Annotated in this window: 23 protein-coding genes; 11 read left to right on the top strand and 12 right to left on the bottom strand. The window is 57.1% G+C overall.

The window, feature by feature from the left end; genetic code table 11:
- Positions 1-143 precede the first annotated feature (143 nt).
- Both acsA and IPK09_07430 read left to right on the top strand, forming a co-directional pair.
- Positions 144-1,907, top strand: a complete 1,764-nt coding sequence (acsA, locus tag IPK09_07425; protein MBK7983445.1) for an acetate--CoA ligase — start codon at positions 144-146, stop codon at positions 1,905-1,907.
- Positions 1,908-2,106: 199 nt separating this feature from the next.
- Positions 2,107-2,370 (top strand): acyl carrier protein, encoded by a 264-nt coding sequence (locus tag IPK09_07430; GenBank protein ID MBK7983446.1) that lies wholly within the window; start codon positions 2,107-2,109, stop codon positions 2,368-2,370.
- A gap of 541 nt (positions 2,371-2,911) precedes the next feature.
- Here the strand turns inward: IPK09_07430 and pdxH are convergent.
- Positions 2,912-3,556, bottom strand: coding sequence for a pyridoxamine 5'-phosphate oxidase (gene pdxH, locus IPK09_07435; GenBank protein ID MBK7983447.1), 645 nt, complete (start codon positions 3,554-3,556; stop codon positions 2,912-2,914).
- 215 nt (positions 3,557-3,771) lie between these two features.
- Here pdxH and IPK09_07440 point away from each other — a divergent pair, with 215 nt between their 5' ends.
- From IPK09_07440 to IPK09_07455, 4 genes are all read left to right on the top strand, one after another.
- Positions 3,772-3,963: a hypothetical protein gene (locus tag IPK09_07440; protein ID MBK7983448.1), complete on the top strand. Its 192-nt coding sequence runs from the start codon at positions 3,772-3,774 to the stop codon at positions 3,961-3,963.
- Positions 3,964-4,012: 49 nt separating this feature from the next.
- Positions 4,013-5,533: a DUF4080 domain-containing protein gene (locus tag IPK09_07445; GenBank protein MBK7983449.1), complete on the top strand. Its 1,521-nt coding sequence runs from the start codon at positions 4,013-4,015 to the stop codon at positions 5,531-5,533.
- 490 nt (positions 5,534-6,023) lie between these two features.
- Positions 6,024-7,898: a potassium transporter Kup gene (locus IPK09_07450; GenBank protein MBK7983450.1), complete on the top strand. Its 1,875-nt coding sequence runs from the start codon at positions 6,024-6,026 to the stop codon at positions 7,896-7,898.
- Positions 7,899-7,944: 46 nt separating this feature from the next.
- Positions 7,945-8,274 (top strand): transporter, encoded by a 330-nt coding sequence (locus IPK09_07455; GenBank protein MBK7983451.1) that lies wholly within the window; start codon positions 7,945-7,947, stop codon positions 8,272-8,274.
- 116 nt (positions 8,275-8,390) lie between these two features.
- Here IPK09_07455 and IPK09_07460 read toward each other — a convergent pair whose 3' ends face one another.
- The 6 genes from IPK09_07460 to IPK09_07485 all read right to left on the bottom strand — a co-directional run bounded on the left by IPK09_07460 (position 8,391) and on the right by IPK09_07485 (position 17,197).
- Entirely contained in the window at positions 8,391-10,109 is a 1,719-nt protein-coding gene (locus tag IPK09_07460; protein MBK7983452.1) for a methyl-accepting chemotaxis protein, read from the bottom strand.
- 144 nt (positions 10,110-10,253) lie between these two features.
- Positions 10,254-12,200, bottom strand: coding sequence for a HAMP domain-containing protein (locus tag IPK09_07465; GenBank protein MBK7983453.1), 1,947 nt, complete (start codon positions 12,198-12,200; stop codon positions 10,254-10,256).
- A 391-nt stretch (positions 12,201-12,591) separates the two neighbouring features.
- Positions 12,592-14,088, bottom strand: coding sequence for a lysine--tRNA ligase (lysS, locus tag IPK09_07470; GenBank protein ID MBK7983454.1), 1,497 nt, complete (start codon positions 14,086-14,088; stop codon positions 12,592-12,594).
- Between the two features lie 31 nt (positions 14,089-14,119).
- Positions 14,120-15,218, bottom strand: a protein-coding gene (gene prfB, locus IPK09_07475) for a peptide chain release factor 2 (protein ID MBK7983455.1) whose coding sequence is annotated in 2 segments (ribosomal slippage) — positions 14,120-15,142 and positions 15,144-15,218 — 1,098 coding nt in all. Because the reading frame shifts where the segments join, the coding sequence is not laid out codon by codon here.
- A gap of 229 nt (positions 15,219-15,447) precedes the next feature.
- The gene (locus IPK09_07480) at positions 15,448-15,993 is read right to left on the bottom strand and encodes an MgtC/SapB family protein (GenBank protein ID MBK7983456.1); all 546 of its coding nucleotides are present in this window, start codon (positions 15,991-15,993) and stop codon (positions 15,448-15,450) included.
- Positions 15,994-16,129: 136 nt separating this feature from the next.
- On the bottom strand, positions 16,130-17,197 hold the full coding sequence (locus IPK09_07485) for a class I fructose-bisphosphate aldolase (GenBank protein MBK7983457.1): 1,068 nt from the start codon (positions 17,195-17,197) through the stop codon (positions 16,130-16,132).
- Between the two features lie 250 nt (positions 17,198-17,447).
- Between IPK09_07485 and fbaA the strand changes: the two genes are divergently transcribed.
- Entirely contained in the window at positions 17,448-18,518 is a 1,071-nt protein-coding gene (gene fbaA, locus IPK09_07490; GenBank protein ID MBK7983458.1) for a class II fructose-bisphosphate aldolase, read from the top strand.
- A gap of 98 nt (positions 18,519-18,616) precedes the next feature.
- Here fbaA and mtnA read toward each other — a convergent pair whose 3' ends face one another.
- Entirely contained in the window at positions 18,617-19,672 is a 1,056-nt protein-coding gene (gene mtnA, locus IPK09_07495) for an S-methyl-5-thioribose-1-phosphate isomerase (GenBank protein MBK7983459.1), read from the bottom strand.
- A gap of 352 nt (positions 19,673-20,024) precedes the next feature.
- Here mtnA and IPK09_07500 point away from each other — a divergent pair, with 352 nt between their 5' ends.
- Entirely contained in the window at positions 20,025-20,636 is a 612-nt protein-coding gene (locus IPK09_07500; GenBank protein MBK7983460.1) for an OmpA family protein, read from the top strand.
- A 189-nt stretch (positions 20,637-20,825) separates the two neighbouring features.
- On the opposite strand, the gene IPK09_07505 is transcribed toward IPK09_07500, so the two are convergent.
- Positions 20,826-21,293: a DUF3574 domain-containing protein gene (locus IPK09_07505; GenBank protein ID MBK7983461.1), complete on the bottom strand. Its 468-nt coding sequence runs from the start codon at positions 21,291-21,293 to the stop codon at positions 20,826-20,828.
- 95 nt (positions 21,294-21,388) lie between these two features.
- Positions 21,389-22,069: a hypothetical protein gene (locus IPK09_07510; protein MBK7983462.1), complete on the bottom strand. Its 681-nt coding sequence runs from the start codon at positions 22,067-22,069 to the stop codon at positions 21,389-21,391.
- Between the two features lie 431 nt (positions 22,070-22,500).
- Between IPK09_07510 and IPK09_07515 the strand changes: the two genes are divergently transcribed.
- The 3 genes from IPK09_07515 to IPK09_07525 all read left to right on the top strand — a co-directional run bounded on the left by IPK09_07515 (position 22,501) and on the right by IPK09_07525 (position 25,335).
- Positions 22,501-23,829, top strand: a complete 1,329-nt coding sequence (locus tag IPK09_07515; GenBank protein MBK7983463.1) for a TRZ/ATZ family hydrolase — start codon at positions 22,501-22,503, stop codon at positions 23,827-23,829.
- 76 nt (positions 23,830-23,905) lie between these two features.
- Complete coding sequence (gene ubiG / locus IPK09_07520) at positions 23,906-24,625, top strand: bifunctional 2-polyprenyl-6-hydroxyphenol methylase/3-demethylubiquinol 3-O-methyltransferase UbiG (GenBank protein MBK7983464.1); 720 nt, start codon at positions 23,906-23,908, stop codon at positions 24,623-24,625.
- Positions 24,622-25,335, top strand: coding sequence for an HAD-IA family hydrolase (locus tag IPK09_07525; protein MBK7983465.1), 714 nt, complete (start codon positions 24,622-24,624; stop codon positions 25,333-25,335). Before ubiG ends, IPK09_07525 begins: the two co-directional genes overlap by 4 nt.
- Before the next feature lie 49 nt (positions 25,336-25,384).
- Here the strand turns inward: IPK09_07525 and IPK09_07530 are convergent, their stop codons facing one another.
- Together IPK09_07530 and IPK09_07535 are read right to left on the bottom strand one after the other, a co-directional pair.
- On the bottom strand, positions 25,385-26,236 hold the full coding sequence (locus IPK09_07530) for a serine/threonine-protein phosphatase (protein ID MBK7983466.1): 852 nt from the start codon (positions 26,234-26,236) through the stop codon (positions 25,385-25,387).
- Between the two features lie 13 nt (positions 26,237-26,249).
- Complete coding sequence (locus IPK09_07535) at positions 26,250-26,594, bottom strand: FHA domain-containing protein (GenBank protein MBK7983467.1); 345 nt, start codon at positions 26,592-26,594, stop codon at positions 26,250-26,252.
- Positions 26,595-26,722 lie beyond the last annotated feature (128 nt).

A 26,722-nucleotide genomic window follows, 5' to 3' on the forward strand; every position in this document is an offset into this window, starting at 1 on the left:
AGGTCGGAAAATCGGATGGGGCTTGATTATGGTAACGCGATTCAGACAGCAACGGATCGACCTTGCTAATGCCCACGCTGTTTTTATGATTTTTCTTTACAATTTCGACCGCTTTCCTTTCATTAAAAAATACTGGAGTCCGCATGATCGGGACGACGATTGGCAAACTGATAGAATCGGGCGAACCCAAGCCACAGCTCGCCGACTATGCGCCAGCCCGCGCCGATTTTTCCTGGGCGGCGGCGCGCGCCGAACTGGCCGGCTTGCCCGACGGCGGTTTGAACATCGCCTGGGAGGCGGTGGATCGCCAGGTCCAGGTGGGTCGAGGCGATGCGACCGCGTTGATCTGGCTAGGCAAAAACGGCGAGCGCCAAACCATCAGCTACGCCGAACTCAGCCGCCTGAGCAATCGCTTCGCCAACCTCCTGGACCGACTGGGCGTTTGCAAGGGCGACCGGATTTGCGCGCTGGCCGGACGCATTCCAGAGCTTTTCGTCACCGCGCTGGGAACCTTGAAAGCCGGCGCGGTGTTCTGCCCGTTGTTTTCCGCGTTTGGCCCCGATCCGATTCGCGTGCGTTTGCGCAAAAGCCAGGCGCGGGTGTTGGTCACCACTGCCGCATTGTACGAGCGCAAGGTGCGGGCGCTGCGCGGCGATTTGCCTGCGCTGGAGCGGGTATTGCTGACCGATGGGATCGGAAACGAAGCCGGAGCGGATTCGCTTCAGGCGCTGTTGGCGGTGGAGGCGGAGCAGCGCCCCCCGCCCCGCACCTTGCCGGAGGATAGGGCGCTGCTGCACTTTACCAGCGGTACGACCGGCGCGCCTAAAGGCGCAATCCACGTCCATGACGCCATCGTCGCCCATCGCCTGACCGGACGGCTGGCGCTCGACCTGCGCCCCGGCGATGTCTACTGGTGTACCGCCGATCCAGGCTGGGTCACCGGGGTTTCTTACGGCATCATCGCGCCGCTGGCCAACGGCGCGACGCTGGTGGTGGATGAGGCGGAATTCGACGCCCGCCGCTGGTACGGCATTCTGGAACGGGAACGGGTCAACGTCTGGTATACCGCCCCGACCGCCATTCGCATGTTGATGAAAGCCGGCGTCGAAGCCGTGCGGGGACACGATCTCAGCGCGCTACGGTTCGCGGCCAGCGTCGGCGAACCGCTGAATCCCGAAGGCGTGCTCTGGGGGCAGGCGGTTTTGGGCCAACCGTTTCACGACACCTGGTGGCAGACGGAAACCGGCGCCATCATGATCGCCAACTATCGCAGTCAGAACGTGCGGCCGGGTTCCATGGGCCGGCCGCTGCCGGGCATTGAGGCGGCCATCGTCCGGCGACGCCTCGATGGCGGCGTGGACCGGTTGGGGCCAGGCGAAGAAGGCGAACTGGCGCTGCGGGCCGGCTGGCCTTCGCTGTTTCGCGGCTACTTGAACGATGAAGACCGCTATCAAGCTTGTTTCGCGGACGGCTGGTATCTGAGCGGCGATTTAGCCACCCGAGACGCCGAGGGCTATTTCTGGTTCCTCGGGCGGTCCGATGATGTGATCAAAACCGCCGGCCATCTGATCGGTCCCTTTGAGGTGGAAAGCGCTTTGTTGGAGCATCCGGCGGTCGCCGAAGCCGGCATGATCGGCAAACCAGATGCGGTCGCCGGCGAAATCATCAAGGCGTTCGTGGCGCTCAAACCCGATCATGCCCCTAGCGATGCGCTGCGCAAGGAACTGATCGGCTTCGCCCGGATTCGATTGGGGCCGACAGTGGCCCCGCGCGAACTGGAATTCATGGCCGATCTGCCTAAAACCCGCAGCGGCAAGATCATGCGCCGGCTGTTGCGCGCTCGGGAACTGGGCTTGCCCGAGGGCGATCTGTCGACTCTGGAAAGCGGCGGCACCGAGGAAAATTGAAGTCGAGACCTTAACTTGATAAATATCGGCAAGACTATTGCATATCATTACAGCAGAAAGCTCAAGGAATTGCAGCCGACCCAACTTGCTTTTCCAAGCGGGAAATGCCAGAATATGCTGCGACGCAACATAAAGAAGATCTTATAAATTCAAGATTTGAGCTTACTGTTAACTGCTTTCAGCAACAAGGAAATGAGCAATGAATGCCAAAAGCCAAGAGCCGATCCGCGAAACGATCTTTCGCGTGCTTAGCGATGTCATCCCAAATGCCGATACCAAAGCGATCAAGCCTGACATCAGCTTTCACGATCAACTCGAACTGGACTCCATCGACTTCCTGCGACTGATGATGGGTCTGGAAAAAGAGTTGAATGTGACCATTTTCGATTTTGATTATCCGAAACTGTCCACCCTGAAAGGGTGTGAAAATTACCTGAGCGAGCGTAAGGCAGCCACGGTGTGACCGCATAGGACGCCACAACTCCGACGCGATGGCGCGGCACTTAGCACCGCCGGGTCGGGTGGCCCCTAAAAACAAAAAGACCGACCTACGAGGGGCGGTCTTTGAACTACAGCAGGATTAGGGGGATCGCCTAATCTCAAATTCTAAGCTTGCGCTGTGCATCAAGCATTTTTAGCGCGTTTGCTGGTCTGCACAGCTCTCCTTTAGTGGTTTTCAGCCGAATTGGGACCCCCTTTCAATTGATTGGATCGTGTGGGCTGTAACCACATTACCCTGATCGAGAGCCGCGCTTTGGGCCGAACCGTTTGTTGGTTTTAAAATGCGCTCGGCCCGCACGCCGAACGCATTATAGCAATTACATTTAATCCCGCAACTTTTTCATGGCGGCTCCTCGTCCCACCGTCATTGCGTCGCTTTATTGTTATCGAAAAACACTCTTCTCGTCCCGAAAATAGTAGCAATGGATAATTGGCGAAATCTTGGTGCGGCGCGTCATTTTCTTGGCTTTTCCGCGCGTGGTCACAAAAAAATGGTGCCGCGCTCAGGGTTCTAGCCGCTCCAGCAACCACTGCCTCCCCTCTCGCAGCCGATAGCGTAGCCGATCATGCAGCCGGCCGTGGCGGCCTTGCCAAAATTCCAGCATTACGGGCTGCAACCGATAGCCGCCCCAGTGCGCGGGCATGGGGATATTGTCGTCTGGGTATTGGGCGGCCAATTGTTGGAAACGCTCATCCAGCACTCGGCGGTTGGCCACTACCTGACTCTGCCGCGACGCCAGCGACCCCAAGCGGCTTTCACGGGGGCGGCTGCGAAAGTAGGCTTCAGATTCTTCTGACGACAGCTTATCGACCGTGCCCTCGACCCGTACCTGCCGCTCCAGTTCCAACCAGAGAAAGACCAAGGCAGCTCGCGGGTTTTGAGCCAATTGCTGGCCCTTGTCGCTGCGATAGTTCGTAAAGAATACGAACCCTCCGGCGCCACATTCCTTCAGCAACAGCACCCGTGCGTAGGGCCGGCCGGTTCGGTCGGCGGTAGCCAGGGTCATGGCGTTCGGTTCGGGCAATCGCGCATCGACCGCTGCTTGCAGCCAGCATTGGAACTGCTTGATAGGATCTGGATCAGCATCGGCTTTGTTCAAGGCGCTCAAAGCGTAGTCATGACGCATTTCAGCAAGGGATTCGCCCATGAGATGGATAAGCTCCTGCGGTGGACTATGAATTTGAGGTATCCTGAGCCGCTTTTCAGCATCGCATTCATCGTCTTCAAGCGACCCACCATTGTCGGTTGGTAAGCTAGCAAACGCCCAACAGAGGACGATGGCGTTGACGCCAGAATTTTCGCGCCAAGGAACACTCATCTCAAGTCGCTGTGCCCGCTTCTCTGGGCCAAGGAGTCACCGACATGGCCAACAAGCAACTTCGCAACTCGCAACCGGGCCGACTGGTCCCGGCAACCGCTGCTTACAACGAAGCGGGCGGACGGGCTTGCCGAGTGGACCCCGAGGCCGCGCTGGCCCAGTATGCCGCTACCGGTTGTTTGAATACGACTTTTTACGCCGGTGCGGCAACCCAAGTCATCACGCTTTTATTATAGATAGAGTGCGGGTTTATGATCCGCGCTCCATTATTCTTTCCGATCACTCATGCCGTCCATTCTGCTTTCAACCCTGAACGCCCGCTATTTCCATTCCTCTCTGGGGTTGCGTTATCTGTTGGCCAACATGGGAGCGTTGCAAGCGGATACCGCCATTCGGGAATTCATCATCAATCAGCGTCCGCTGGATATCGCCGAGGCGCTATTGGCCGAATCACCGCGCATCGTCGGCTTTGGGGTTTATCTCTGGAACGTCGCCGAAACCACGCAAACCGTCGCTCTGCTCAAACGGGTGCGGCCGGAGCTTGTGATCGTAGTGGGCGGACCCGAAGTCAGTTATGAATGGACCGAACAGCCGATCTTCGACCTTGCCGACTACCTGATTGCCGGTCCGGCCGACCTCGCCTTCGGTCGATTGTGCCAGCGCGTGCTAGCTGGCGAGCCACCCGCCGCGAAGGTGATCGGCGCTGAACCGCCGTTGCTGGAACGGCTGATCCCGCCGTACCGTTTTTACACTGAGGAGGATATCAGCCGCCGGCTGATCTACGTCGAAGCCTCGCGCGGCTGCCCTTTCAAATGCGAGTTTTGTCTGTCGGCGCTGGACAAAACCGCTTGGCCGTTTCCGCTAGCTGCTTTTCTCAACGAAATGCAACAGCTTTACGAACGGGGTGTCCGGCATTTCAAATTCGTGGATCGCACCTTCAACCTCAACGCCAAAACCGGCGCGCGGATTCTGGATTTCTTTCTGGAACGGCTGGATGAAAAGTTGTTCCTGCATTTCGAGCTGATCCCGGACCATTTGCCGGACACCCTCAAGGAGCGGATCACCCGCTTTCCGCCCGGCGCCTTGCAATTTGAAATCGGGGTGCAAACCTTCAATCCCATCGTGCAGGCGATGATCGGCCGCCAGCAGGACAACGCCCGAACCGAGACCAACTTGCGCTGGCTGCGCCAGTACACTCAGGCGCATTTGCACGCCGACTTGATCGTCGGCCTACCGGGCGAGGACCTGGCCAGCTTTGCCGCCGGCTTCAACCGCTTGGTTGCGCTCGACCCTCATGAAATCCAGGTTGGCATTCTCAAACGGCTGCGCGGCGCGCCTATCGACCGGCATACCGGCGATTTCGGTTGCCGCTATAACCCACATCCCCCTTATAACCTGCTGTGTTCGGCGCTGCTGGATTTTGCCACCCTGCGACGGCTGGAGCGATTTGCCCGCTATTGGGATTTGATCGGCAACTCGGGACGGTTCCGCCACACCCGGGCGCTCTTGCTGGGTGACGACCCGTTTGGGCGCTTTATGGCGCTGAGCGATCGGCTGTTCGCAACTACCGGGCAAACGCATCAATTCGCTTTGGAACGGTTGTTCGATCTGCTGTATGACGGCTTGACCGAAGCGCTATGCGTTCATCAAGCCCTAGTGCGCGAAGCCCTGGAAACCGACTATCAAAGAAGCGGCGCAAAGGGTTGTCCGAAATGCCTGCGTTCTCACCCAGCCAACCTCCCCTCTCAATCTTCCATGCGAGCCACATCAGCCGCCGCGCCAAACCGTCAAGCACGACATCGCTAAGCGCTTGCTCAAACCACTTATTTGATTCAGCACAGTATCCTGTTAGCCACTGATGTTGCGCGGCAACATTTTTTGTTGCAATGCGGGAACAAACGGGGTATGAATAAAACTAATTTCTATGGAGAGAACCTTTCACAGAGGAATTTGAGCCATGACGAACTCACGCCCAACTCACACTGTGTGCCCGCATTGCAAACGACCGGTCATAGCACAGCCTGATCAACTTCACGCCCAATGCCCGGAGCACGGACAAATCGTGCCGATGCGCAGCGCCATCGTGAACCCGCCTGTCGGACACGCCATTGCCGCGCAACCGGCATGAGTGGACCGCATCTCTCGCGCTAAGCCGTTAAGTACTTGTCCATAAAAGATCGGTTTTATTGATTTCGCCCCGGTCGCATCTTATGATGCACCGCATCATCGTCCGCTCCGGCGATGGATGCGGGACCGGTCGGCATTCGAATAACAATAAACCGAGAGGACAAGCACGATGTCCGCGCATGAAAACAAAAGCCGTTCATCGGCACTGATCATCGGCGCCATTGGTGTTGTGTTTGGGGATATTGGCACTAGCCCGCTGTACGCACTTAAGGAAACTTTCGCCGGGCACCATCCCATCCCTGTCACGCCAGAGAGCATTCTCGGCGTCTTGTCGCTGATCTTTTGGACCATCATGGCGCTGGTGACGTTGAAATATGTCGCCATCATCATGCGCGCGGACAACCGGGGCGAAGGCGGCAGCTTAGCGTTGTTGGCCCGCGTCACCGAGTTGACCAAGAACTCGCCAGCCACCTGGTTTGTCACCATGCTCGGTATCTTCGCCGCCGCCCTGTTTTACGGTGACAGCATGATTACGCCGGCCATCTCGGTGCTCAGTGCGGTCGAGGGCCTGAATGTGGTCGCGCCGGGCCTCAAGGACTATATCCTGCCGATCACGGCCATTGTCCTAACGGGTCTGTTCTCGATCCAGAAGCATGGCACGGGCGTCGTCGGCCGATTTTTTGGTCCCGTCATGTGCGCCTGGTTTGGCGTGCTGGGCCTGCTCGGCTTGCTTGGTATCTGGCACGCGCCAGCCGTGTTGGCGGCGCTCAACCCCATCCATGCCGTCGAGTTTCTGGCGCGTCATCCCTGGGAAAGCTTTCTCGCGCTTGGCGCCATCGTTCTGGCGGTGACCGGCGGCGAGGCGTTGTACACCGACATGGGGCATTTTGGTAAATTCCCGATCCGCGCCGCCTGGTTCGGCTTTGTACTGCCAGCGCTGGTCTTGAATTACTATGGCCAAGGCGCTTTGCTGCTCAACGATCCCGAAGCCATTGAAAACCCCTTTTACCTGCTAGCGCCTGGCTGGGCCTTGCTCCCGATGTTGGCGCTGGCCACGGCGGCGACGGTGATCGCCTCGCAGGCGGTGATCTCGGGCGCGTTTTCGGTAGCCCGGCAGGCGGTGCAACTCGGTTACCTGCCCCGGATGCGCATCATCCATACCTCCCACATGGAGGTCGGGCAAATCTACGTTCCCTTCACCAATTGGACGCTCTATATCGCGGTGATGGCGCTGGTGTTCGGTTTTCAATCCTCGAGCAACCTGGCGGCGGCTTACGGCATCGCGGTGACCGGCACCATGATGATCGACACCATTTTGGTCTCGTTCGTGGTGTTCCTAGCTTGGCGCTGGAATCCCTGGCTGGCCGCGCCTCTGCTGGCCGCGCTGTTGTTGATCGATGTCGCCTTCTTCTCCGCCAACGCCATCAAGTTGTTGCAAGGCGGTTGGTTCCCGATCGTGATTGCGTTAGCGTCCTTCACCACGCTGACGACGTGGCGGCGGGGCCGGCAGCTATTGTTCAAGGAGATGGGCAATTTAACCATGCCTCTCGATCAATTCATCCGCTCCCTCGAAGACCGGTCGTTACAGCAAATCAGCGGCACCGCCGTGTATCTCACCAGCCGGCCCGAGGGTGCGCCGTCGGCGTTGCTGCACAACATCAAACACAATGAGGTCCTGCACGCCCGCAGCATCTTCGTCACCGTTCTGACCGCCGAAGTGCCCGCTGTTACTGACTCGGAGCGGATTGAAATTACCGACCTCGGTGAAAGCTTTTACCGGGTGTTCGTGCGGTACGGCTTTATGGAACAGCCCGATATTCCCAGGGCGTTGGATCTGTGCGCCGAGAAGGGGCTGGTGTTCGACATTGAAAAAACCTCGTTTTTCCTCAGCCGGGAGGTGGTCGTTCCCAAGCTGGCGCCACCGATGATGTTATGGCGCGAACTGTACTTCATCTCGATGCTGCGCAACGCGCAGAGCGCCAGCGATTTCTTCCGTATTCCCACCAACCGCGTGGTCGAGCTGGGCACGCTGGTCGAGATTTAATCAGTACCCGAACAAAATTTTACCGGGATTTTAAGATGCCAACTTAATTAAATCACCCCCGGCGAAGCCGGAGGTTTACTTATCGATTAATTACCAGTCTGGAGATGAGCTTCACATTGATTATTTAATCGGCCAGCATTTTGGTCCGTGGGCGGCAGGTTTAGGAGGTTATTATCTCCAGCAGACGACTGACGATAAGATGAATGGAAAAACTGTTGATCCAGATGGAAATCGTGGAAAAGTGTTTGCCTTAGGACCGGTCATTAAATACGATTACAATCACATGAGCTTTATCGGCAGTTGGAGTTCTGAAACGACCGCCGAAAATCGGTTTAAAGGCAATAAATTCTTGTTTAAATTTATTACCAGCTTCTGAAGTGAGGCGATTTTATCGAGCCTCAAAATAATTTGAGGCTATTTGATCGATAACCCCGCAGCAAATTGCGGGGTTACTCGTTTTTCAAATGTCTGCTAACTCGTTAAGGCTCTAGCTTAAAATTGCTGCCATTCCTCGGATGTGGCGGCGATGGTTCTTTTATCGACCGGAGCGGGCTGGGCGGCACTGCGCGGTTTGGCGGCGGCCGGTCTGGCCGGGGTCGCTCGGGAGCCAATACCGGCCACGGGCCGTAACTCGGGACGCGCCTTGGCGGATGGAGTGGTTGCCACCGCCACTTGGGGTAGCACCGCTGTACTGGCTGTGTTGGGTGTGCTGGCTGCGGCCTGCCCGTCGAGCTTGAAGAAGGCCATGAGCTGTTGGAGCTGCTGGGCCTGCTCGCCCATGGCGTGGCTGGCGGCGGCGGTCTGCTCGACCAGGGCGGCGTTTTGCTGGGTGGTCTGGTCCATCTGGAGGATGGCTTTGTTGACCTGTTCGATGCCGGAGGCTTGCTCGCGGCTGGCGGCGGCCATTTCCGCCACGATGTCGCTGACTTTCTTGATGGCGGTGACGATCTCTTGGAGGGTTTTCCCGGAGCGCTCGACCAGCGCCCCGCCGTCCTCGACCTTGGTCACGCTGTCGGTGATCAGGGCCTTGATCTCCTTGGCGGCGTCGGCGCTGCGCTGGGCGAGCTTGCGGACCTCGCCGGCCACCACCGCGAAGCCCCGGCCCTGCTCGCCGGCTCGGGCCGCTTCCACCGCCGCGTTCAAGGCCAGCAGGTTGGTCTGGAAGGCGATCTCGTCGATCACCCCGATGATGTCGGCGATCTTTTTGCTGCTGTGGTGGATCGCCCCCATCGCCGCCACCGCCTGCTCCACCACCTGACCCCCTTGCTCGGCTTGCGCGCGCGCCGCGCTCGCTAGCCGGTTGGCTTGCCCCGCGTTCTCCGCGCTTTGCTTGACCGTCCCGGTCAGCTCTTCCATCGAGGAGGCCGTCTCTTCCAACGCACTGGCCTGCTCTTCCGTGCGCTGCGACAGGTCCGAACTGCCTCGGGCGATTTCAGCGGTCGCCGCACTCACCGTTTTAACGGTTGCCTGAACCTTAACCACAATTTCTGTTAACCGAGTTTTCATTAGTTGAATAGCTTGAAACAATTCCTTTATCTCGGATAAAGATGAACTCGCATTATTAGACTTTAAATCACCCTGAGCGGTACACCCCGTAATAGTAATTGCTTTTTTAATCGCTTCTGCTATCCATTTTGATAAAACATATCCAAAAATAATAATCCCTATCCCAATTAAAATGGTGGCACCGAAAGTGTATTGGGAAATATTTACAACTTTTTTTAAATTATCATTGATAATTTTTCTAAACGCATGCTCGCCTGTCTCAGATTCTCTTAAAAATTCATTAATCGTCTTAGTGTACTTCTTTTTCCACTCTGTATATTCTTTTCCTTCGATTAAGGTCAAGGCTTGATCGCCATGATTTTCCTTCATTAAATCGAATGCTTGGGTTTCCATTTTGATAAGCTGATCATTAATGCCTTTTTGCTCTTCGAAAAGCACTTTTATTTTATCGTTGTCTGCATTTTGCTGTGCTTCAGTAATTATTCCATCTAATTTTGCTCCATACTCTTCATACCTATTCTTCCAAGCTTCATCTTTTGAATACAGGTAGCTTTTAATTGAATGGGTAAGAACTTCATCAAGCCATATAATAGATTGTGCTCTTAATAGTTGTTCTTGAATTGGGGTAGCAGCAGATAATTGGTCTTTAAATTTTGTTGCTGCCGATAAAAATAAAAATCCTGCCACTAAAAATAGTAGAGACATGATTAAAAAAGAAGAAAGAATTTGTTTTCTAATGCTATTTGCAGCTTGTCTTCCCGTGCCCACAATATCACCTTTAAACGATATATAAATAAAAAATTGATTTAATAAATAAGATTAAAAAATCAATTGAAGGATTTTTGCTTATTAATTTAAGGCTGTATGAACTCTTTTGAGATTGGGCTCGACGAAAGCAGGATAATGCTGATTGACATTTGGGGTCGAATGGAGTTTGGAATTTACTTTTAAGTTGTTTATTTGCTCTTGCTGATCCAATTTAAAAAAAGCCATGAGGCGCTGGAGCTGCTGGGCCTGCTCGCCCATGGCGTGGCTGGCGGCGGCGGTCTGCTCGACCAGGGCGGCGTTTTGCTGGGTGGTCTGGTCCATCTGGAGGATGGCTTTGTTGACCTGTTCGATGCCGGAGGCTTGTTCCCGGCTGGCGGCGGCCATTTCCGCCACGATGTCGCTGACTTTCTTGATGGCGGTGACGATCTCTTGGAGGGTCTTCCCGGAGCGCTCGACCAGCGCCCCGCCGTCCTCGACCTTGGTCACGCTGTCGGTGATCAGGGCCTTGATCTCCTTGGCGGCGTCGGCGCTGCGCTGGGCGAGCTTGCGGACCTCGCCGGCCACTACCGCGAAGCCCCGACCCTGCTCGCCGGCTCGGGCCGCTTCCACTGCGGCGTTCAAGGCCAGCAGGTTGGTTTGAAAGGCGATCTCGTCGATCACCCCGATGATGTCGGCGATCTTTTTGCTGCTCTGGTGGATCGCCCCCATCGCCGCCACCGCCTGCTCCACCACCTGACCCCCTTGCTCGGCTTGCGCGCGCGCCGCGCTCGCTAGTTGGTTCGCCTGTCCGGCGTTCTCCGCGCTTTGCTTCACCGTCCCGGTCAGCTCTTCCATCGAGGAGGCCGTCTCTTCCAACGCACTGGCCTGCTCTTCCGTCCGCTGCGACAGGTCCGCGCTCCCGCGCGCGATCTCGGAAGTAGTGGCATTAAAGGTATTCATCGTCGTTTGAACGGAAGTGATGATTCCTTGGAGCGTAATAGCAAAACGATCAAACGCTAAAATTGCTGTTCCGATTTCATCTTTGCTGGTGATCAGCTTTAATTGTTGAACGCGCGCTAAATCACCTTTTGCCATTTCTTCAAGCTGTTTAGCGAGGTTCATAATGGATCGACCAATCGAGCGAGCCAATCTCGATTGAATTAAAACAATCAAAAAAATCAAGAACCCTAGGCTAAAAAGCTGAATAGTCAACGAGGAATTAATGGAGGAAAAAGCATTTTTAATGCTATCGCCAGTCCGTTGTAGTAGGCGGTTTGTAATAGCCGAACGAATGGACTCGGTATCTGACCGCAGTTTCTCTAAAGTAGCGATATTATTAATAAATTCAGTTCCGATTTCTTTAATCTTTAGATTGGCTGCCCGTGCGTGAACGGGAAGCTTTTCAAAGGGCGTACCTTTAAGGTTCTCGATATTTTTTTCGGCATTTTTAATACTTTGATCTAGAAGCTTGATCAGGTCGCCATCAGCCTTATAACCAAGTTTGATTTCGAGAAATTTTTTTTGAACAGTATGGTTAGAATTTGAGTTATTATTAGCTCTTGAAAGGGCTACTCGCTCAAGAGTGGTGACATTCTGATCTTGATTTGAATCAGCCAACCGTGCGGATGTTTCATTAACGAATTTGTTCGATGTCGCTATCGAATCTTCTGTTAATTTTTCGACTTCGGCAAACAACTCCTTATTGCGTTCGATGAGTTTTTCACCTTTGGAGATATTAGTCTCGATGTTGTTGAGTTCTTCAATCGCTGTCGCGCCAACGTTTTCCTTGAACTTTTTTCTAGCGCCTGCCAAAGCGTTAGAATCACTATCTTCATTAAGAAATCCAGAAACTGCCTTCAAATATTCGGAGGCGGCGGAACTTACGTTTTGGATTTCATTAATTTGGGTGTTTTGAAACCGACTTTTTGATTGAATATCGATATAAAAAAATAAAAATATAATCAGTGCGATAGCAATTAAAAAAGAAGTGATCTGTAATTTAATCCCTAGCTTTAGCTTAGAAAACCAATTCGCATTCACATTAAGCATCCTATATTTCTTAAAATTAAAGATATATAAAATTTGGATCGCTATTTATTTTCAATGGCAATATAGATTGTATTCACTGTGGTTCGAGTATTAGGCCCGCAGCCTGTGCCAATCTCGGCTATGGATAGGAATATGCAATATCGATACCCATTCTAAAATATGTGAATAGGCGATTTTTTGAGCAAAAATTGCTTGATCGGTTACTAGCATGTCAATAGCTTGGCGATTTCGTCTCGCCACGCCAATTTTTTGATTATGCGTGCTGTCGGCGGTCTCGCAACCACTGGGTCACTACCTGAGGTGATGAGCCTTCAGGTTGTTATCCAGAATCAGAAAGACCTTCCGCAGATTGCCGGCAGTGAGCTGATCCCTAAACGCCGCCCGCGACGGCTCACTCCGGCCGCAGGTGCGGGAACAGCAACACGTCTCGAATCGACGGAGCATCGGCGAGCAGCATGACCAAGCGGTCGATGCCGATGCCTTCGCCCGCCGTTGGCGGCAGGCCGTATTCCAGCGCTCGGATGTAATCGGCGTCATAGTGCATCGCTTCAACGTCGCCCGAGGCCTTGGATTGGGCCTGCTTGCGAAAGCGTTCGGCCTGATCCTCGGGGTCGTTCAACTCGGAAAACCCGTTGGCGATTTCCCGCCCGCCCACGAACAATTCGAAGCGGTCGGTGACGGTGGGATCGGCGTCGTTGCGGCGGGCCAGCGGCGATACTTCGGTGGGATAAGCAGTAATGAAGGTCGGATCGCGCAACTGATGTTCGACCGTCTGCTCGAAAATCTCCAACTGAATCCGCCCCAAACCGTGCTCGGGGAAAACCTTCAAACCCAAGCCCTCGGCGATGGCTCGCGCGGCCGCGAGATCTCCCAACCGAGCGGCGTCGAGGGTCGGATTGAAGGCCAGAATGGCGTCCTTGACCGTCAGCCGTCGGAACGGCTGGCTGAAATCGCAGGTCTCGCCCTGATACTGAAACCGCGCGCCGCCCAGCAGCGCTTGCGCCATGCCGCGCAATAACTCCTCGGTTAAATCCATCAGATCGCGGTAATCGGCATAGCCTTGATAAAACTCCAGCATGGTGAATTCGGGATTGTGCCGGGTGGACAATCCTTCGTTGCGGAAATTGCGGTTGATTTCGTAGACTTTCTCAAAGCCACCCACGACCAATCGCTTCAAATACAATTCCGGCGCGATGCGCAAATAGAGTTGCATGTCCAACGCGTTGTGATGGGTGATGAACGGCCGGGCCGTCGCGCCGCCAGGGATCGGCTGCATCATCGGCGTCTCGACTTCCAGAAAGCCGCGCCGGTCGAAAAACTGGCGGATATGCGCGACGATGGCCGAGCGCAAGCGAAAGGTCGCGCGGGTGGACTCGTTCATGATCAGGTCCACATGGCGCTGGCGATACCGCGTTTCCTGATCGGCCAACCCGTGAAACTTCTCCGGCAGCGGGCGCAAGGCTTTGGTCAAAAGCCGCAGCACATCCACCTTGACCGACAGCTCGCCGGTCTTGGTTTTAAAGACGGTTCCCTCCGCGCCGAGAATGTCGCCCAAATCCCAATCCTTGAATTCCTCGTAGCGACCTTCCGGCAGGGCGTTCTTCTGGACGAACAGTTGAATGTCGCCGGACTGGTCGCGCAGCTTGGCGAAGCTGGCTTTGCCCATGATCCGCTTGGCCAGCATCCGCCCGGCGACGCAAACCCGAACCGGATCGGCCTCAAGTTCGGTATTGTTCTTGCCGTCATAAGCCGCGTGCAGCTCCGCCGCCAGCGCGTCGCGCCGGAAATCGGTGGGATAGGCGTTGCCCGCTTGGCGCAATTCAGCGAGCTTCTGGCGGCGTAGCGCGATCAGCTTGTTTTCATCGACGGGTTCGTCTGGCGAGTTCATGATCTCATTCATCGATTTTTCAAAGTCTCAATCACAATCCGCTCTTCAAGCTGGCTTCGATGAAATCGTCCAGATCGCCATCCAACACCGCTTGAGTGTTGCTGGTTTCGACGTTGGTGCGTAAATCCTTGATGCGCGATTGATCCAGGACATAGGAACGAATCTGGCTGCCCCAACCGATATCGGATTTGGAATCTTCCACAGCCTGCGCCTTGGCGTTGCGCTTTTGCAACTCCAGTTCGTAGAGCTTGGCCTTCAGTTGCTTCATGGCGGTGGAGCGATTCTTGTGCTGGGAGCGGTCATTCTGACATTGCACCACGATATTGGTCGGCAGGTGGGTGATACGGATCGCTGATTCGGTGCGGTTGACATGCTGGCCGCCCGCGCCCGACGCCCGAAACACATCGACCCGCAAATCGGCCGGGTTGATATCGACCTCAATGTCGTCATCCACTTCCGGCGACACGAACACCGCCGCGAACGAGGTGTGCCGGCGATTGCCGGAATCGAACGGCGATTTGCGCACCAGCCGATGGACCCCGGTTTCGGTGCGCAACCAGCCATAGGCATAATCACCCTCGAATCGGATGCTGGCGCTCTTGATCCCGGCCACTTCCCCCGGTGATTCATCGAGCAATTCAGTCTTGAAACCGCGCCGCTCGCCCCAGCGCAAGTACATCCGCAGCAACATCTCAGCCCAATCTTGCGCCTCGGTGCCGCCGGAGCCGGCCTGCACATCGACGAACGCATTGCTCGAATCGAGCTCGCCCGAGAACATGCGCTGGAATTCAAGATCGGCGACCGTTCCGGCGTGACGGTCTAGATCCCGCACGACTTCAGCGACCGCCGCTTCATCGCCTTCCTCGCCGGCCAGCAGCAATAACTCGGCGACATCGTTCAACCCTCGATCGAGCTGCTCTAGGCGGTGAACCACCGCCTCCAGTTGGGCGCGTTCCTTACCGAGCGCTTGCGCTCGCTCCGGCTTGTTCCAGATATCGGGTTCCTGCAATTCCCGGCTGACCTCGTCCAGGCGCTCGCGCTTGGTCTCGAAGTCAAAGATACCCCCTGAGAGACGCACAGCGTCCCCGCAAATCATTAATCTGACTGAAATAAGGGTTGAGTTCCTGCATGATCGCCATCTCCGCGCCGCACCGGCAAAGGGGAAGAATTGTAGCGGCGCGGCGCGGGCAAGTCATCCTTGTCAAGGCGTCAGGCCGGTTGCTCCCTCACCGAAGCCCACCAATCCGCATCGCGTCTTGAAGGAGATGCGGATTGGTGTAATCCCGCGCCGCGGGCCGACGGCGGCAGCGCGGGCCGTTGCCCGTTTTTTCGCGAACCGCGACGCTGTTCGGATGGTTTTTATTCCTCCTTGTTTAAGGCGGCGAGCTTTTTATTTGAGGGCGCGGGATTTTGTTCCGACTTTTTTTCCTCCTGCTTTTGTTCGTTTAACTGCAAATTCTGCTGAACCCGGCCGAGCACCGCTAAAACTATTCCCACCAAAGCAACGCCCAAAACGGCGATCCAGATCCGGCCCATGCCCGCCGCCATACCGACCGCCGCCGTCACCCAGATGCCGGCCGCCGTGGTCAGTCCCTTGATTTCGCCTTGTTCGCTGACCTTGAGAATAGCGCCAGCGCCGAGAAAACCCACACCGGTCGCCACACCCTGCGCGATGCGGGCTACCTCATCAAGCGACATGCCAAGCTCCAGTGGCACCACCACAAAAAACGCCGAGCCGAGCGCCACCAGCATATGCGTCCGCAATCCCGCCGCCTTGCCGGAAGCGTCTCGCTCCAAGCCGATGACCGCTCCCAGCATCATGGCCACCAGCAACCGCATGATCACCGTCACGACTTCTTTTAAATAAAGTCCTCCGGTGAGTTCGTTCCAGATAATCGCTTCCATCTTACCCTCTCAACGGGCGACGGACGCCGCGCTTGACTTGTTTCATCGCAAACCCCTCACGTTGGAAATATTGCGGTTTTACGACCACCGATCAAAAAAACCTCGCGGCAGCGAGGCTTTAAAAAATAGCCGGCGCTCAGGCGACGGTGACGCTGGCGTCGAGGTACACGTCTTGAATGGCGTTGAGGATTTCCACGCCGTCTTTCATCGGCCGCTGGAAGGCTTTACGGCCGGAGATCAGACCCATCCCGCCGGCGCGCTTGTTGATGACCGCCGTGGTCACCGCCGCTTCCAAATCGCCCGCGCCCTTGGATTCGCCGCCGGAATTGATCAAGCCGGCGCGGCCCATGTAGCAGTTGGCGATCTGATAGCGGCACAGATCGATGGGATGGTCGCTGGCTAGATCGGTGTAAATCTTCTTATCGAACTTGCCGTAGCTGGAGCCACCCATGTTGAGCGCTTCGAAGCCACCGTTATTTTCGGGCAGCTTCTGCTTGATGATGTCGGCTTGGATGGTGACGCCGAGATGGTTGGCCTGACCGGTCAGATCGGCCGAGACGTGATAATCCTTTTCCTTGGTCTTGAAGGCGTTGTTGCGCAGATAGCACCACAGCACGGTCGCCATGCCCAGTTCGTGGGCTATGGCGAAGGCTTGAGCGACCTCGACGATCTGTCGCCCGCTTTCCGGCGATCCGAAATAGATGGTCGCCCCCACGGCGGCGCAGCCCATGTCATGCGCTTCCTTGATCGTGCCCCACATGATCTGGTCGGCCTTATTGGGGAAAGTCAGCAACTCGTTATGGTTGATCTTAACTAGGAACGGAATCTTATGGGCGTACTTGCGCGCCACCATGCCGAGCACGCCATAGGTCGATGCCACCGCGTTGCAGCCGCCTTCGACGGCGAGTTTCACGATGTTTTCAGGGTCGAAATACATCGGATTCTTGGCGAAACTGGCGCCGCCTGAATGCTCGATGCCTTGATCGACCGGCAGGATCGACAGAAACCCAGTCCCGCCCAAGCGCCCGCAGCCGAACATGCGCTGCAAGTTGCCCAGCACGCGGTTGTTGCGGTCGGAGGCCGCGAAAATGCGATCCACGAAATCGGGTCCCGGCAAGTGTAGGGATTCCTTGGGAATGGTCTTGCAGGTATGGCCCAGCAGGCTTTCGGCGTGAGAACCCAGCAGTTCAGTAACTTTACTCATCGTGCAATCCTCCTCAAGGGCAAATTGACAGACACCATGAAAAGACTCTTTTTAATGGGTTATTTTGAGACAGCCGCCGCCTCGGATCAATCGCCAGGCCCGCTCCGCTGGCGGCAAACCGTCTTGATAGACGCTTGGACCGCAGCCGCGAATAATGAGTCCGGCTTTGATGGCGACCGCGTAGAAGCTATACTGATTGCAGCATTCGTTGTCGTTCCATCATAACTATTCGCAAAGAGAGGATCCGTTTATGGCGCAACTCAAACCCGGTGTCGTTACTGGCAAAGACTATTTGACCTTGGTTGCCGCCGCCAAAGCGGGCGGCTATGCCCTGCCCGCGGTCAACGTCAGCAGCAGTAGCACCGTCAACGCGGTGCTGGAAGCCGCCGCCAAGAATCAGGCCGACGTCATCGTCCAGCTCTCCAACGGCGGCGCTCAGTTCTATGCCGGACAAGGCATGAAAGACGGTTTCAAGGCCAAGGTATTGGGTGGCGTCTCGGCCGCCCAGCACGTACATTTGTTGGCCGAGCAGTACGGCGTGTGCGTGGTGCTGCACACCGATCACGCCAACAAAGGGCTGATTCCGTGGGTCGAAGCGCTGCTGGATCACGGCGAGGCCTTTTTCAAACAGCACGGCAAGCCGCTGTTCAGCTCGCACATGCTGGACCTGTCGGAAGAATCGATGGAGTTCAACCTGAACGAGTGCGCTCGCATCCTCAAGCGCATGGCGCCTTTGAACATGAGCCTGGAAATCGAACTGGGCGTCACCGGCGGCGAGGAAGACGGCATCGGCAAGGAAATGGATGAAAGCGCCGATAACTCCCACCTCTACACTCAGCCCGAAGACGTGCTACAAGCCTATGACCGGCTGTCGCCCATCGGCCATTTCTCGGTCGCCGCTTCCTTCGGCAACGTCCACGGCGTCTACAAACCCGGCAACGTCAAGCTGCGGCCGGAAATCCTCAAGAACTCCCAGGCCTTGATCGAACAGCGGCACAAGACCGCCACCAAGCCACTCAATCTGGTATTCCACGGCGGTTCGGGTTCGGAGAAGGACAAGATCACTGAAGCGGTCGGTTACGGCGTGTTCAAGATGAACATCGACACCGACTTGCAATTCGCCTATTCGGAAGCCATCGGCAAATTCGTCACCGATAACCCCAAGGCTTTCCTGTATCAGGTCGATCCCGAAACCGACAAGCCCTACAAGAAGTACTACGATCCGCGTAAATATCTGCGCGCGGCGGAAGAGAACATGATCGCCCGGCTGAATGAAGCCTTTCAGGATTTGGGTTCGAAAGGGAAATCCCTGGCCGCGTAAACTTCCGATCACGGCGGCGGGCGCGCTTCGGGCGTTCCGCCCGCTCTCTTGCAACGCCCTCTCCCGCCAGGGAAGGGAGCGTCGTCAAGATGGCGCGGCTAGCGAGAGGCTTCGCTATCCATCAACCGCGCCATCTTCTCCGCATCCGGCGCCAGCACCACCCCGCGTTCCGTTATCAGCGCATCGACCAACGCCGCCGGAGTCACGTCGAACGATGGATTCCAGACCTCTGCTCCAGCCGCCGCCACCGGCTGTCCACCCAGCGCCAGCAGTTCCTCGGCGGCGCGTTGCTCGATGGGAATAACCGCCCCGTCGCCGACGCTCAGATCCACGGTCGAGGCCGGCGCCACCACCATGAACCGCACGCCGTGATGGCGAGCGGCCACCGCCAGATAATAAGTACCGATCTTGTTGGCGACATCGCCGTTGGCCGCAATCCGGTCGGCCCCGACAATGACCCAGCGCACTCGGCCCTGCCGCATTAAGGCGCCCGCCGCCGCATCCGCCAGCAGCGTCACCGGAATGCCGTCCTGTAGCAGCTCCCAAGCGGTCAGCCTCGCGCCTTGCAACCAGGGCCGGGTTTCGTCGGCGTAAACCCGCTCGATCAACCCCGCCGCATAGCCTTCACGAATCACCCCCAGCGCCGTGCCGTAACCGCCGGTCGCCAGCGCACCGGCATTACAATGGGTCAATACCGCGCCGCGTTCGCCCAGCAGCGCCGCGCCCAGCCGCCCCATGCAGCGGTTGGCGGCGATATCTTCCTGGTGAATCGCTCGCGCTTCGGCCAGCAGTCGCTCCACCGGACCAGCGGGCTGTTCCTCCATCACCCGTTCCATCCGCCGTAACGCCCAGAACAGGTTGACGGCTGTCGGGCGGGCGGCCGCCAGCAGCGCCAGGTCCTTAGCGATCAGCGCACGCCAGCGTTTCGGGTCGCGGGCATGACAATCCCTGGCCGCCAGCACCACCCCATAAGCGGCGGTGATACCGATGGCCGGCGCACCGCGCACCACCATCTCGCGGATGGCTTGGGCTACCGCCGCCGCCGTCGAGAACCGCTGATAGCGCAACGTTCCTGGCAGCAGACGTTGGTCCAGCAATTCGAGCGCTTGTTCATGCCAGACAATGGCGCGCACGCGATCATATTCGAATGACATCGGAAGCTCGATTGGGCAATTTTTGAAAAAAGACTAAAATATAATGGGTGTTGCAATCTTACGACACGACCGGCCAAGGGGCCGAAAATGCAAAAATATCTTGCCAAAATGCTTAGATAGCGCGCAAAATTAAGCCATTTATTGCTGAAACAACATTTTTTGCAATTCTGACACAACGTTGTATCATTACGCATTATGGCCGGCTGGCTTGCGACTTTCGGCACCCAAATGCCGGGTAAACTGGCCGGGTGAATCATCATCGCGGTTTGACCGACTCCGGTTCCTGCCGCGACCCGAGTTTGACAACGTGTCGCGCACAGAAATTCTTGGTGCCTATTGGGAGAGTATATCGATGAAACTGAAACTCCATAAGCTTGGCTTGGGCTTGGCTGCCTCGGTGATGCTGTTTGCTGCCCTGCCCGCCCATGCGATCAACAAGTATGGTTGCATCTACGCCGTCGATCCTTGGGACAAGATCGTGAAGGATCCCTACGGTCGCTGCATCCGCACTCCGTGGTGGACCGCCGAAAAGGATGTCCCCGAATGCGGGGGCGCCGTGGCGGTTGAACCCGCTCCGCCGCAGTGTGAAAAAATCACTCTCGGCACCGATACCCTGTTCGATTTCGATCGCTCCGAGCTGAAGCCGCGGGGCCGCGCCAGACTCGATCAACTGGCCTCCGATATCACCCGTGCCGAGCGCGTTTCCACGGTCAAGATCGTGGGCCACACCGACGCCAAGGGCACCGATGCCTACAACATGCGTCTCGGCCAACGCCGCGCCGATACTGTGGCGAGCTATCTGGTCTCCAGAAACATACCCACTGGCAAAGTCAGAACCAGCAGCATGGGCGAATCACAACCGGTCGCGCCCAACACACTGCCCAACGGCCGGGACAACCCGGAAGGCCGCGCCCAGAACCGTCGGGTCGAAATTACCACCCTGACCGAGATGTGCCGCGAGTAATTCGTCTGCTGGCTTGACTCGATCATCCGCGCCCCGGTCTTCCGGGGCGTTTTTTCAGCTAGCAGTAAAGATTGTTTTCATCGCCAGTTCGCTGCTATTTAGAAAGTTGCTTCAAGGCCGGATGTGTTTGAGTGCGGCCATTATCAAAACAGTATTTTTTCGGAACCTCCCGGCACTGCGCGCGAATGATTAAAACGATACGCATTGCTGCTCGTCGGTACGCAATACTGACTCTTGTTGAAAAGCATTTTTGTATTCATTGCGGATAACTTCAATTGCCTGATGGTTTTCTGGATTGAAAGCATAGAGTAAGATCAATAGCTTGGGGCTTTCCTGAACAATAATCCCGCTGGAGTTTTTGAATTGACCTTTGCCGCTGAGCAGGGTCAACCCATCAGGAAAACGAGGGGTAATTTCAGTATCGACGAAATTCTGAAATTCTTCTTCAGTCACCTCAGGCCCGTCAGATCTTGACAAGCCGAAAAATAGCTCGGTTCTGGAAAATAGCTCTCCATGAATCTGACTTTTGCAAAACTGACGCTCGTTTGAGAGATTTGAATGAAGCCGCTGCGCGTTATCATCAAATGCCCATGCGATGTTCAGCAATATTCCGGCGCTCAAGCAGAGAATGATTCCAACACGGTTGTTGTGCTTCATCTTTAACTCCTCATCTCAATGGCTTGCTAAATTCTTCACGCTAATTTTTGCTAGCGTGAGCGGGTTTCAAATCCCTATCCATAAAAGCGTTCTTTTTATTGGCTTGGATTTCCAGCACCAAATCGCTTTTGGGGTGGCCACGCCACCGTTTTCTCGGAAATCTGGCCCGCGAAGCTCGCATAGGCGGATGGATTATGAATTTTTTGTTGCGGGTTTTGATTGGAAAACGCGGGCTCGTCAAATTCAGAGATATGGATGGTTTTTTGGCCGGACGGCAAATCGATCACATGAAAGCATTCATGGATCACCATGGCGGCCCGACACTTTGGGCCGAAGCCTTGCGAAGTCGAGTTGCTGAAAGCTCGATAGTTTGAGGTGAAATGGATGCGACCGTGAAAAACCGCATAAGCGGGCGGCAGTATCGGAAATTTAGCGACGGGGAAAAGTTTTCGCGCTTCTTCATCCGTGACGCCGGTAAAACGCTGCGGCGCCGAGTCGTAAATCGCCGTTAGCGCGTGGAAACCTTTGAGAACTTGCGTGGCGTACTGCAATCGCTGCCCGAGTGGAACTTTGGCGTAAGCGAAATTGATGTTCAGCGCCGCCTCGCAAAGAGTATGTAGCGAACTTGTTGGGCCGGCCTTTAAAGTAAGATTGGCGATGAAAAGATTGAGGGCCATGATGGCCTCTTTCGTCCACTGTTGCGCCAGCGGTAAGTCCGTGTGGAGCGCCAATGTTCGGGCATCGTGATTGACGGGGCGAAAATCAGACAAAAACATCGCTAGATCACTCCTCTTGCGATTCCGCGAGTGCTACGTTAGCGATGCCGAATTTCTATTCGATTTCAGCAGGCGATCTTTTCATTTCAGTTGTTTCCAATTCAAACGGCTCTAAGCGGGATATTTCTATAGGATGCGTCCCAGAAAAGAAAAAAATCGCACGCTAAAGCGGTTGCAACGACCGTAGCGACCCGAACTTGTCCGCACCGATTTTGGCGCTGCCACGCCAGAGGAAATCATCAGTCAGGCTAAGCTGCTCCCAGCCCAGTGGCGCGCAATAGGGTGTCGTCGACGGTCTGACCGCGGTCGCAAAGGCGTTCCCTTCCGCAGGCTCCCTATTGTTTTTCGAGGCGTCCAGCCGGTGCGCGGCGGACTGTTACATCTATTCGCGGCTTCGAGCTTATAATCCGCCGATGCTTGGAGAACCGCGAATGCCGCAAGCTGTCGACACCCTGCTCAGCGCCCGTTGGATCGTCCCGGTCGAACCGGAAAACGTGGTTTTGGAACACCATGCCATCGCCATTCACGACGGACGCATCCTCGCCGTGCTGCCGCGCGAGGACGCCCTCGCCCGCTATCGGCCCGCGTTCGCGCTGGACCTTGACCGACACGTCGTTTTGCCCGGTTTGATCAACGCCCACACCCACGCCAGCATGACCCTGCTGAGGGGCTTGGCCGACGATTTACCATTGATGACCTGGCTGCAAGAGCACATTTGGCCGGTTGAAAGCCGCTGGGTCGGCGCTGATTTCGTCCGCGACGGCGCGCTGTTGGCCATGGCCGAAATGGTGCGGGGCGGCACCACCTGCTTCAACGATATGTACATGTTTCCGGACGCGGTGGCCGCCGCCGCGCGCGAGTGCGGGATACGTGCCTGCGTGGGCCTGATCGCTTTCGATTTTCCGACCGGCTACGCGCAAAACATGGAGGAGTACTTGGCCAAGGGCCTCCAGCTCCACGATGCGATGCGCGCTGAGCCGCTGGTCCATACCGCATTCGCGCCGCACGCGCCGTATACGGTCTCGGAACCGGCGCTGGCCCGCATCGCCCGGCTGGCCGACGAGCTGCAAATTCCCATCCATATTCACGTTCACGAAACCGCCGCCGAAGTCGCCCGCTTTCAAAGCGAACGAGGCTGTCGGCCGCTGGAGCGCTTGAAGCAATTGGGGCTGCTCAACTCGCGTCTGTTGGCGGTGCATATGACCCAACTGGAGCCGGCCGAAATCGAGCGCTTGGCGCAAGCCGGCGCTCACGTCGCCCACTGTCCGGAATCCAACCTCAAACTGGCCAGCGGTTTTTGTCCCGCCGCCCGCTTGGACGCCGCCGGCGTCAACGTCGCCATCGGCACCGACGGCGCGGCTAGCAACAACGATTTGGATCTTTTTGGCGAAATGCGCACCGCCGCCCTGCTCGGCAAGGGCGTGGCCGGCGACGCCACCGTGCTGCCCGCCGCGCGGGTGCTGCGGATGGCGACCCTCAACGGCGCGCGGGCGCTCGGCCTGGACGGCGAGACCGGCTCGCTGGAACCCGGCAAATCCGCCGACCTGATCGCCGTCGATCTCGAACAACCGGAAACCGAACCGATCTATCATCCGATCTCGCAATTGGTCTATGCGACCGGCCGCCATCAAGTGACCGACGTGTGGGTCGCCGGTCGGCGGTTGTTGGCCGAGCGCCGGTTGACCACCCTGGATGACGCCGATCTAATCCAGCGCGCCCGAGTTTGGCGGCGCAAAATTACCGCCCAGCACCCGGTGTAAAATCCAACCCGCTTGGGTCAAAGCCAAGCAGACCCTTTTCTTTCCGTCCATATCCGGTAGCCCGTGGAACCCAGACATGCCGACCGCCCAACCCAACGTGGACTTTCAGGAAATCGCCAAATTCGAGGAACTCGCCAGCCGCTGGTGGGATCCTGACAGCGAGTTCAAACCCCTACACGATATCAACCCGCTGCGACTGGATTACATCGCCGAACGCAGCGGCGGGCTGGCCGACCAGCAGGTGCTGGATGTAGGCTGCGGCGGCGGCATCCTGGCCGAGAGCATGGCCTTGCGCGGGGCGCGGGTCACCGGTATCGACATGGGCGAAGCGCCGCTGGCGGTGGCGCGCCTGCACCAATTGGAATCCGGCGCGGTGCTGGACTACCGCCGCATCACCGCCGAAGCGCTGGCGGCCAGCGAACCGGGCAGTTTCGACGTGGTGACTTGCATGGAAATGCTGGAGCACGTACCCGATCCGGCGCTGACCGTCGAGGCTTGCGCCCGTTTGCTGAAGCCGGGTGGCCATGCGTTTTTTTCGACGATCAACCGCAATCCGAAAGCGTATCTGTTCGCCGTCATCGGCGCGGAGTACCTGTTGCGGATGCTGCCCAAGGGCACCCACGACTATCGCAAATTCATCCGTCCCTCGGAGCTGGATGGCTGGGCGCGAGCGGCCGGACTGACGCTCCAGCAGCTGACCGGAATGCATTACAACCCTCTGCTTCGCCGCTACTGGTTAGGATCGGGGGTATCGGTCAATTATCTGGTTCATTGCCGGCCGACCGATCCGACATGATTGCCCGCGGCACCGGCGCTGACGCCGCCGCGCCGCCCGCCTGCGTGCTGTTCGATCTGGACGGGACTTTGGCGGATACCGCGCCGGATATGGCGGTGGCTCTGAATCGGTTGCGCGCCGAGCGCGGCCTGGACCCAGTGCCGCTGGACCGTATCCGCGCCACCGTTTCACAAGGCTCGCCGGGCATGCTGCACGCGTGTTTCGGCTTGAACCCCACCGATCCACGTTACCCTGGCCTCAACCAGCGTTTTCTGGACTTGTACCACTCCGCCATCGCTGTGGAAACCGCGCTTTTTCCCGGCATGGCCGACGTGTTGGCCTATCTGGAAACGCAGGCGATTCCCTGGGGGGTGGTCACCAATAAGCCAGGCTGGCTGACCGAACCGCTGCTGCAAGGGCTGGCGCTGTGGTCGCGCGCCGCCTGCGTGGTGAGCGGCGACACCCTCAACAAAGCCAAGCCGGACCCCGAACCGCTGCTACATGCCTGTCAATGCTTGGCGGTAACGCCGCAGCGCTCGCTGTATGTGGGTGATGCCGAACGGGACATTCTGGCCGGCAACCGAGCGGGAATGCGTACGCTGGTGGCAGGATTTGGCTATTTGAGCCCCGAGGATCGCCCTTGGGAATGGGAAGCTCATGGTTTTCTGGAAAAACCTGTCGATCTATTTGCTTGGCTGGGCGCACCGGCTCTGCCCGGCAGAGGTGTTTAGACGTCACCCCCGCTGGATGGCCACCATACAAGTCGCTTTTAGGGCGAGCCTACCAAACCCCCGACAGCGCCAAAAGCTGCACGCTCAATAGTAAAGTATTTCGCACCCACGGCTGGCGCCAAAACGACTCGGCCGCAGCGGTTGGCGCCTGTTTGGCCCACAGCACGGTGATATTGTCCTGCTGGGGATGCTGGCGCGACATCACCGCCGCCAACAAGGGCTCGCAGGGCGAGGCGAGGGTGCGTGCCGCTTTCAGGACCGTGCCGATTTCCCGCTCGCTCAAGGTGAGAATCCCATCGCTGGCCAACAGTATTTGATCGTTGGGCTTCAGGGCGAACGGTTGGCGCGAGACATCGACCAATTCCAACTCTTCGCCGGTCACCGCGCTGATCAACGCATTCCGATCAGGATGGCAAGCGGCCTCCGCGGCGCTGATCTCCCCAACGCTCACCCGCTCGGCGAGCACGCTGCGGTAGGCGTGATCCTGATTCAGGCGGTGCAATCGCCCCCGTCGCCACAGCCACAGCGGAGAATCGCCGACGCTGACCCAGTACAAACCCTCCTCGGCCAATACCACCGCCAGCAACGTGCAGCCCATGCCGTGCAGATGCTCGGGATTGCCCGCCACTTCCAGCGCCATCTGCTCGTTGACGTGATGCAGCGTGTGTTCGAGCCTTTCGGAAATTGTCACGGAAGGCAGGGTGTCGTAGGTTTTGATGAAACTGCGGACCGCCAAGGCGCTGGCGAAGGCGCCGGCTTGCTCCCCCCCCATGCCATCGGCCAGCACCAACAACAACTCGCCGGCTTCCAGCTGCGGCGGCAGTTCGAAAACGCCATAATCGTCCTCCTGACGAGCGCGACCGCCTTGAGCCCGGTTTTCGTCGTGAATCCAAGCTCCCATGATTCCCCCGGCTTCAGATGTTGTCCCGCCAATCAAAATCAGGGCCACATAACGGCACGAATCGCAACCGGGTCTGACCGAACTGTAAGACCTCACCACCCATCAATTCGGCCGATCCTCGGGCTGGCCGCTCGTTCAACCACGTTTCGGCGGCGATCGACTGTAGGTAAAAACGCCGGGAACCGGCGGTGTAGATGATGGCCGCCTGATTCTCAAGCGCGATGCAAGCATCGCCGAAATCCAGCCGGACCCGCGCCTTGATCCCACGGCCGATATCGTTGACCCCATAGTGCAGCACCAGCACCTGCCCGCGACCCGGACCTGAAATAATCGCCAGCCAACCGACGGCCGGACCCAATTGGGCGTCGGCGAAGATATCCGCGGCAACCGGTTTGGCCTGGACCGCAGCTTGAACCGTTCTCGACCGAGCCTTTGCTCCCGGTACAGGGCGGGCGATAAAACGAGTGGGCTCAACCGTTGGCGAAC

The sequence above is a fragment of the Candidatus Competibacteraceae bacterium genome, assembly GCA_016713505.1.
Classification (GTDB): domain Bacteria; phylum Pseudomonadota; class Gammaproteobacteria; order Competibacterales; family Competibacteraceae; genus Competibacter_A.

Coding starts and splice junctions, on each gene's coding strand:
- fbaA (MBK7983458.1), top strand. CDS start 17,448: ATGGCGCAACTCAAACCCGGTGTCGTTACTGGCAAAGACTATTTGACC.
- IPK09_07430 (MBK7983446.1), top strand. CDS start 2,107: ATGAATGCCAAAAGCCAAGAGCCGATCCGCGAAACGATCTTTCGCGTG.
- IPK09_07510 (MBK7983462.1), bottom strand. CDS start 22,069: ATGTTTTTGTCTGATTTTCGCCCCGTCAATCACGATGCCCGAACATTG.
- mtnA (MBK7983459.1), bottom strand. CDS start 19,672: ATGTCATTCGAATATGATCGCGTGCGCGCCATTGTCTGGCATGAACAA.
- lysS (MBK7983454.1), bottom strand. CDS start 14,088: ATGAACTCGCCAGACGAACCCGTCGATGAAAACAAGCTGATCGCGCTA.
- pdxH (MBK7983447.1), bottom strand. CDS start 3,556: ATGGGCGAATCCCTTGCTGAAATGCGTCATGACTACGCTTTGAGCGCC.
- IPK09_07440 (MBK7983448.1), top strand. CDS start 3,772: ATGGCCAACAAGCAACTTCGCAACTCGCAACCGGGCCGACTGGTCCCG.
- IPK09_07480 (MBK7983456.1), bottom strand. CDS start 15,993: ATGGAAGCGATTATCTGGAACGAACTCACCGGAGGACTTTATTTAAAA.
- IPK09_07500 (MBK7983460.1), top strand. CDS start 20,025: ATGAAACTGAAACTCCATAAGCTTGGCTTGGGCTTGGCTGCCTCGGTG.
- IPK09_07525 (MBK7983465.1), top strand. CDS start 24,622: ATGATTGCCCGCGGCACCGGCGCTGACGCCGCCGCGCCGCCCGCCTGC.
- IPK09_07450 (MBK7983450.1), top strand. CDS start 6,024: ATGTCCGCGCATGAAAACAAAAGCCGTTCATCGGCACTGATCATCGGC.
- IPK09_07460 (MBK7983452.1), bottom strand. CDS start 10,109: ATGTCTCTACTATTTTTAGTGGCAGGATTTTTATTTTTATCGGCAGCA.
- ubiG (MBK7983464.1), top strand. CDS start 23,906: ATGCCGACCGCCCAACCCAACGTGGACTTTCAGGAAATCGCCAAATTC.
- IPK09_07445 (MBK7983449.1), top strand. CDS start 4,013: ATGCCGTCCATTCTGCTTTCAACCCTGAACGCCCGCTATTTCCATTCC.
- IPK09_07515 (MBK7983463.1), top strand. CDS start 22,501: ATGCCGCAAGCTGTCGACACCCTGCTCAGCGCCCGTTGGATCGTCCCG.
- IPK09_07465 (MBK7983453.1), bottom strand. CDS start 12,200: ATGCTTAATGTGAATGCGAATTGGTTTTCTAAGCTAAAGCTAGGGATT.
- IPK09_07485 (MBK7983457.1), bottom strand. CDS start 17,197: ATGAGTAAAGTTACTGAACTGCTGGGTTCTCACGCCGAAAGCCTGCTG.
- acsA (MBK7983445.1), top strand. CDS start 144: ATGATCGGGACGACGATTGGCAAACTGATAGAATCGGGCGAACCCAAG.
- IPK09_07530 (MBK7983466.1), bottom strand. CDS start 26,236: ATGGGAGCTTGGATTCACGACGAAAACCGGGCTCAAGGCGGTCGCGCT.
- IPK09_07505 (MBK7983461.1), bottom strand. CDS start 21,293: ATGAAGCACAACAACCGTGTTGGAATCATTCTCTGCTTGAGCGCCGGA.